A 7,311-nucleotide genomic window follows, 5' to 3' on the forward strand; every position below is an offset into this window, starting at 1 on the left:
ACGCTGCCCGTACCGCCGGCGCCACCCGCGCCACTGGTACCACCCGGGTCAGCCCGGCCGCTCGCGCCAGCCGTACCTGTCGTCCCGGTCGTCGTCGACCACCCCAGGTAGTTGCCGCAGTTGCCGCAGAAGTCCTCGTCCGTCTCGTTGGGGGACCCGCAGGCCGGGCACGCGCGCCTCACGTTGAGCCTCCCTCGTCCGTCGGTGGCCCGGGCAGGACCGCCACGCGGCACCGTGTGTGGACCGGGCACAGAGCCCGTACGAGTTCTTCGACGCGCTCCACGTCGACCGTCGCCGCCTCCAACGGCCACACCCGGACCACGACCTCGGCGGCCGGTGGCGGCGGCAGCTCCGACTGCGCCGTGCGCGACCAGACCGCGGCGCCGTCGCCCCGTACGTCCGCGCCCACCCCGAGGACCAGGCGCAGCGCCTCCGTGAGACCCCGTCGGGTGCCCCGGCTGCGGTGCAGTTCCAGGGCCCGCATCGTCGCCTCGCGGCGCAGTTCCAGCGGCCACCGCGGGTCGTCGTCCCAGCCGATCCAGGACGCCAGCCACCCCAGGAAGTCGGCCGGGGTCAGCCGGGGGTCGAAGTAGGCGGGCAGGTTGTCGAGCGTGGCGAGCACGGGCGCCAACACCGTGTCGAGGCCGGCGGTGAACCGCTGGGCCAGGTCGTCTTCGGCGTACAGGGCGGGCAGGTGCGCCCCGATCGGATGCCGGCTGCGCAGGCCGGGCACGGCGGCGCGGGTCACGGCCGGTCCTGTGGCGCGGCGCCGGTCACGACCACCTGGTGCCGGTAGGAGAAGACCAGCGCGCCCGGCCCGATGTCGATGCGGTCGACGGGGGAGCCGCGCCGGCCCGTGATCGGATCGGCCGCGAACATCCGGATCTCCTCCACCAGGACGTCTCCCACGGCACGTTGGACGACGCCGAACACCTCGCCGTACTGCACCGGCCGCCCGAACGGCCAGCCGTCGCCCGCCGGGCCGCCGTGCAACGGATTGAGGTAGCGGAACAGGGCGGCGAGCGCGGCGTCGCGCACCGCGTCGGGCGCGTCGCCGGTACGGGCCGACAGCCGGGCCACCACGGTGACGCCCTGGTAGACCGGCGGTTCGACCACCAGACGGGTACCGATCAGGCGCGCTTCGTCCAGCGCCCCCGTCACCGCCCGCAGGACCTGGTCGCTCGGGACGAGTTGCTCGAAGCGGAGCAGGTCACCCTCGTCGGCGACCGCGTCCGGCACCACGAGCACCCGGACCGCGCCCGGCTCGTCGGCCGCCGGCAGGCACCGTACCCGGCGCAGCGACGGCGCCGCCTGCCGGGCGATGATCTCGTGGTCGTCAGCGGTCACCGCACGCCCCTGGGTGCGCAGCGCCCGCGGCGCGCGGAGCCGGGCGTCCGCGACGGTCTCCCCGGCGACCCCGCCGCGCGCCGCCTCGCGGTTGCCGACCTCGGCCACGTACGGCACCGAACTGCGCAGCACGTTGATGGCGCCCCGGGCGACGTTGCCCTGCGGGCCGCCGCCGGTGCGGTAGCTCGCCACCCGGATGTGCGCGCCCTTGGGCGGTACGGCGCCACAGGCGCGCAGCGTGCCGTCGGCCTCGCGCAGCGCGGGGGCGAAGGTGAACCTGCCGGTGGTGGCGTCCACCTGCACGTGCCGGTCGGCCGGCCCCGAGCGGCCGAAGTCCTCGACCACCTGCCAGGGCTGCCAGCCGTCGGCCGATGACACCTCCACCACCGGCGGCGGCCCGTCCAACAGCACCGGTGGGCGGTCCAGCCGGAAGGACTGCCCCGCGACCCCTTCCGAGGTGCCCAGCGGGGCGTCGGTCACCGTCTCGGCGTGCTCCACCGTCATGGTGCCCCCGATCGTGAACACGGCCGCCTCCCGCACCGTGGGCGACACCGAGTAGAAGGGCTGGCCGGGTTCGGGCTCCACGACCCGGCAGCGCAGCCAGCCGCCCCGCACCCCGCCGACCACCGAGGCGGTGTGCCCCGCCGGTACGTACACGATGACCTCGCCCGGCCGGTTCAGGCCGCCCGTGGTGTCCGTGCCGGTCTCGCAGCGCTGCCAGCGACCGCCGTCCCACGCCTCCCACGCCAGCGGCGGCTGCCGCGGGTCGACGCCCACGCCCTCCACGCGGCTGTCCAGGCGCACCGCCACCACGCACCGCGGCACCGCCGTCGGCAGCCCGAACAACAGCGCGTCGCCCGGCTCGGGCGCCGCCTGGAAGCAGGGCACGTCCAGCGCCTCGGCCAGCGCCGCGGTCCGGTCCGTCTGCTCGCCGGTGCGCTCCACGGTCACCAGGCGGGTCAACTCGCTCGGGACGATGCGGAGTTGCTCCGTGGTGGCGAAGACCACGGCCTCCTCCGTCTCGCCGGCCGCGGTCGTCACCTCGGTGCCGGCGGCCAGCACCACCGTCTCCGGCTGCGGAGCGGACAGCCAGAAGTCGACCTCGGCGCTGGCGGCCCCGGGCGGGAACAGCCGGATGTCCAACAGGTCGAGGAAGGCCAGGTAGTTCTTCTCCGGCACCCGGTTCAGCCGGTAGAGCAACTGGTCCACGAGGTAGGCGAAGGTTTCGATCAGGGTGACGCCGGGGTCGGAGACGTTGTGGTCGGTCCACTCGGGCGCGCGCTGCTGCACGTACCGCTTGGCCTCGTCGACCAGTTGCTGGAAGCGCCGGTCGTCCAGGTTGGGAGAAGGCAGGGCCATCAGCTCGGGACCGTTTCCTCGGCGCCTTCGGCGGCGCCCTCGTCGGAGGGGATGGTGTAGAAGGGGAAGACCAGGTTGCGCCGGTCGTTGGTGGTGCGCACCGTGTAGTGCACGTCGATGTAGAGCGTGCCGGCCTGCACCGAGTCGAAGGCCACGCGCACCTCGCTCACCGTGATCCGCGGCTCCCACCGCTCCAGCGCCTCGCGCACCTGCCCGGCGATCCGGCCGGCGGTGGCCCCGTCACCGGGGGCGAACACGTAGTCGTGGATGCCACAGCCGAACTCCGGCCGCATCGGGCGTTCGCCCGGCGCCGTGCCCAGGACGAGCCGGATGGCCTCCTCGATCTCCCGCTCCCGCTCGACCAGGGCGATGCCCCCGGTCGCGCCGACCCGCAGCGGGAAGGCCCAGCCACGGCCGATGAACGCGTCACTCACAGCGCCCCACCGATCTGCACGTTCACCGCGCCCATCAACACCTGCGCGCCGCACGCCGTGGTGTCGCCCATCCGCGCGGCGGGCAGCCCGCCGATCAGGACCAGGCCGCCGGCAGCCGCCGCCGGCGACGGCAGGACGACGTTGCCCGGGCCCAGGGCCGCATGCGGCAGGAGCGGGCACACGTGCAGGCTGCCCACGACCGCGGCCGGCTGGCCGCCGATCAGGACGCTGGCCACCGCCGCGGCGGCCGGGGGCGGCGGTGCGGTGATCCGACCGCCGTGGTTGGTGGGATCGCCGATGCGGGCTGCGGCAGGCATCTGGGACTCCTTGGGTGGGAGGGTACGGGGACCTTCAGTTGATCCGGATGAGCTTCGCCTTGAGCACGCCGAGCAACCCGCCGTCGACGGTGACCTGCGTCTTTCCCGACACGCCGACCCGGGCGCCGTCGATGGAGACGCCCGTGGTGCCCTGGATGTCCACGGTGCGGCCCTTGACGGTCACCGACCCCTGCCCGGCGTCCAGCGTGATGCTCCGCCGGTCCAGGACCAGGGAGGTCGCGACCCGCCGCCGCCCCGCGTACACGGTCACCTCGATCCGCTTGCGGCGGTCGTCCACGCGCACCTCAAGCCGGTCGTCGCCGGTCACCAACCGCAGCCCCGAGGGGCCGGGCGCCGGCGCGTCGAGCAACTCCACCCGGTGCCCCGAACGCGAGGCCACCGAACGCCGGTTGACCTTCCCGCTGGTCCGGTCGATCAGCGGTACGTCGTGCGGCGACGGCTTGTCCACGCCGTTGTACAGCCCGCCGATGACGTACGGGCAGTCCAACAGCCCCTGCTCGAAACCGACCAGCACCTCGTCGTTGACCTCGGGGCTGAACACGCCGCCCCCGCCCTTGCCGCCCCACTGCACGGTGCGCACCCAGTCCGTCACGTACGTGCCGTCCAGCCAGGGGAACGTCAGGCGCACCGCGCCCCGCTCGGACCGGTTGGGTTCGCGGACGTCGGTGACCACGCCGATGGCCAGGCCCGGCATGCGCGGCCCGCGCGCGGGTGCGTTGGCGCCGGTCACCAGACCGGTCACGGAACGGTCCGGGCTGGCGCTCACCCACAGGGTGGTCCGGTAGCCGCCGTGCGGTTCGAGCACGTGCTGCACCGCGGTCGCCGTGTAGCGGCCGGAGAACGCCTGGCCCACGTTGCCCAGCGCGACCGGCTTGCCCGCCCGCAGCGCCGGGTTGCCCACCACCACCGCCTCCAACTCCGCGAAGCCCGCGCCGATCTGCTCAGCCGTGGCCCGGGCGACCGCCGTCGCCTCCGCCTGTGTGCGGTAGGGCGTGTCGGCGACGGTGACCTGCGCGGGCTTGCCGAACTTGGCGCCGCCCGGCGGCTTGAGACCCGGCGCCACCGCATCGCTGACCACCGAAGGCTGCTCGGCGACCAACGGCCGCTTGGTGGTGGTGTTCCAGCCGCGCACCTGCACCTTCGCCGCCGCGTCGGCGACCGAGAGCCCGGCGCGCAGCGCCAGCAGGTTGCTCCCGAACTGGAGCACCAGCGGGTTGGTCGCAGCCGAGGTGGACGGCGCGGGCGCGCCGGACGCCTTCAGCGGCCGGGTGAACTGGAGCAACCCCTTGTCGTCCACCCGCACCTGCGCACCGCTCTCGCCCGCCAGGTACTGGAGGAAGTCCCAGTCGGAGACGTTGGCCTGCGACACGTGCTGGTGGGTGATGGCGGGCGCCTGCACCTTCCCGCAGGCCAGGCCGGCACCGGCGGCGACCTTGCGGACGATCGCCGCGGTCGTCATGTTCCGGTACGCCACCACCTTGCGGCCCCGCTGGAGCCGGTGGGCCTTGGAGTAGGCGCGCAGCACGGTGAAGGCCCCGGTGCCGTCCTGGTCGAGCTCCAGGGCGGTGACCTCGCCACTGAACAAAAGTTCACGCGCCTGGTTCTGGGCGGTCACCACCGACACCCGCAGCGGGGAGCCGATGGTGATGCCGGTCGCGGTCAGGAATTCGTGCCCCTCGTCGCGGTAGCTGAGCGTCGCCGTGTCGGGCAGGCCCACGTTCTCGTCGACGACGCAGCTCACCAGGCGCTCGGCCCAGTCCCTCGGCACCTCGGCGGGCGCCTCCACGATCGGGTCGGCCGTGAACGACCGGCCGCCGTGCGACTCGGCCGAGTTCACGACGCCTCCTCACCGGCCGCGGCGCGCGCGGCCGGCACCACGACCTGACTGCCCGGCAGCAGCGCGAGCGGGTCGTCGATGTCGTTGGCCTCCGCGATGACCCGCCAGGCCGTCGCGTCGCCGTACTCGCGCCAGGCCAGCATCGCCAGGCTGTCACCCGCCACCACCGTGTGCGTCGTACGGGCGGTGCGCGCGCCGGAGGTGGGGTTCTGGCCCGGCGGGTCGGTGCTCGCCTCCTCGATGGAGAGCGAACAAGTAGCGCGCAGCGGCGTCCCGTTGACGTCGAAGAGGGTGTACGAGACCGACAGGTTCGACAGCACCCCGTCGAAGGAGGTGGTGCGCGCCGTACCCCACTCGAAGCGCACCCACGGGCTCGCGGGCTTCTTGCGACCCAGGCTCTTCGGGGTCGGCACGCACGCCTTCATCAGCGTCTCCACGGCCCGCTCCACCGAGTCGTCGTGCTTGGCCGTCGCGTCGAGGAAGACGTCCAGGCTCAGGGTGCGCGGCCCGCTGCCGACGAACTCGGGCATCGCCGACTGGCCCGCCATCCGCGAGGGGGAGCGCCGCCACTCCGTGGTCTTGCCCAGTTGCAGCGTGCCGGGGTTGAACTGGAGGTTGAGCCGTGCGATCACCCCGCCGGGCTTGGCCCCGACGGCCGTCGGCGGCTCCTTGAGCGTGAGCTGGGCCCTGGCCCGGCTGGCACGGACCGCTGGGGACATGCTGTGCCTTCCTGTTGCGCGGCGGGTGCGCTCGCTGGTGGTGTTGGCTTGCTGCTTGCTGCTTGCTGCTTGCTGAGTGGCTGGTGTCGCTGGTGGGTGGGTTGCTGGCCTGGTCCGGCCTGATCTGGTCCCGGCTGGCCTGGCCTGGCCTGGTCTCGATTGACGGGTGGCCGGTGGGTGGCGGAGTGGCTGGGGGTGGTGGCCGATGGGTGTTGTGGGTGGGGAGTTGACTGGGTGGGCGCCGGTGGGCGTCGAGGGTGGTTGGTTGGGTGGAGGCCGGCGGGTGGCTGGTGTGCCGGGCTCGGCGGAGGTTGGTCGTGGGCGGGGGTGGGGCGCGGGGGATCGGCTCAGTCGGGTGACAGGCCCTGGTGGGCGATCTCCAGTGTTTCGACCGCGGGTTGCGAGCTGCTCGGGTCGAACGACGGCCCCTGCCACCGCACGGGCACGATGCCGAACACCTGCCAACTGATGATCTTCGTCAGGTCGGGTCGGAGCGCCACGATCTCGCCGTCCTTGGCCTCGACGCGGCGCAGCGTCTCGTCGAGCCAGCGGCCGATCTTCGCCGTGTCGGCGGTGACGGGCCGGGTGAGGGTGATGTTGGACCAGCTCACCCGGCCGGGCAACTGCCAGGTGAAGCCGTTGTTGCCGCCCTCGGAGTAGCGTTCCATCTCGACCTCGGCTCCCATGCCCGAGCAGGTGTGGAAGGCGCCGAGGTCATTGCCGCCGATGGCCAGGCGGAAGAAGACGCTCGTCGCGAAGATGCTGTCCGTCATAGGTCCCTCGGTCCCGTCCTCGTCCCGCTTGGTTCGCCGTTGCTTGGTGGCTGTTCTCCGCTGCCTGCTGCTCGCTGGTTGACCGCTGACCGCTGACCGCTGACCGCTGACGGCTGTTGGCTGGTGCCCGGATCCGGATCCTTGCCTTCGGCTGTGCCCACGGTCACCCGGTGGTCCGCGTGCGGGTGCCAGCTCCGCCGGCCCGTCGCGTCCGCGGGGAGGCGGCTCCTCGGCGGCACCCGCTGCTCAGCGGCGCCCGTCGAAGGGCCGGCCCGACCGCTCGCGGCCCCGCCGTAACTCCGCGCGCAACAGTCGCGACACAGGGTCCAGCAGCCGCCTGGCCAACTCGTCCAGGTCGGTCCCCGGTGGCTGGGCGGGCTGGCCGCGCGCGGTGCCGGTACCCTGCGCCGCGGCGGGCTCCTGACGGGGCGCAGGAACCTCGCTGGCGGCGGCGCCCGGGCCGGGCCCACCCTGCGGCGCGCCGTCCGGGGCGCGCTGCACGGC

General features: G+C 73.7%; 7 protein-coding genes and 1 pseudogene. All 8 read right to left on the reverse strand.

Translation table 11 applies throughout. The features are described 5' to 3' along the window. Window positions 1-178: 178 nt before the first annotated feature. Window positions 179-748 carry a phage tail protein gene (locus tag ACMA1D_RS26390; protein WP_414726500.1) on the reverse strand — a complete coding sequence of 190 codons (570 nt, stop codon included), beginning with the start codon at window positions 746-748 and terminating at the stop codon, window positions 179-181. After that, a complete protein-coding gene (locus tag ACMA1D_RS26395) occupies window positions 745-2,706 on the reverse strand; it encodes a putative baseplate assembly protein (RefSeq protein ID WP_414726501.1) in 1,962 nt (653 codons plus the stop codon). The genes ACMA1D_RS26390 and ACMA1D_RS26395 overlap by 4 nt, the downstream gene beginning before the upstream one ends. Continuing rightward, entirely contained in the window at window positions 2,706-3,140 is a 435-nt protein-coding gene (locus ACMA1D_RS26400) for a GPW/gp25 family protein (protein ID WP_414726502.1), read from the reverse strand. The genes ACMA1D_RS26395 and ACMA1D_RS26400 overlap by 1 nt, the downstream gene beginning before the upstream one ends. After that, window positions 3,137-3,457 (reverse strand): PAAR domain-containing protein, encoded by a 321-nt coding sequence (locus tag ACMA1D_RS26405; RefSeq protein WP_414726503.1) that lies wholly within the window; start codon window positions 3,455-3,457, stop codon window positions 3,137-3,139. Before ACMA1D_RS26405 ends, ACMA1D_RS26400 begins: the two co-directional genes overlap by 4 nt. 34 nt (window positions 3,458-3,491) lie before the next feature. Continuing rightward, window positions 3,492-5,315: a VgrG-related protein gene (locus tag ACMA1D_RS26410; RefSeq protein WP_414726504.1), complete on the reverse strand. Its 1,824-nt coding sequence runs from the start codon at window positions 5,313-5,315 to the stop codon at window positions 3,492-3,494. Then, window positions 5,312-6,034, reverse strand: a complete 723-nt coding sequence (locus tag ACMA1D_RS26415; RefSeq protein WP_414726505.1) for a LysM peptidoglycan-binding domain-containing protein — start codon at window positions 6,032-6,034, stop codon at window positions 5,312-5,314. The genes ACMA1D_RS26410 and ACMA1D_RS26415 overlap by 4 nt, the downstream gene beginning before the upstream one ends. 347 nt (window positions 6,035-6,381) lie before the next feature. After that, entirely contained in the window at window positions 6,382-6,807 is a 426-nt protein-coding gene (locus ACMA1D_RS26420) for a phage tail protein (RefSeq protein WP_349991772.1), read from the reverse strand. 246 nt (window positions 6,808-7,053) lie between these two features. Beyond that, a pseudogene (locus tag ACMA1D_RS26425) lies at window positions 7,054-7,311 on the reverse strand (hypothetical protein); the annotation flags it as partial.

This window comes from Streptomyces sp. 796.1 (assembly GCF_047525675.1).
Classification (GTDB): domain Bacteria; phylum Actinomycetota; class Actinomycetes; order Streptomycetales; family Streptomycetaceae; genus Streptomyces.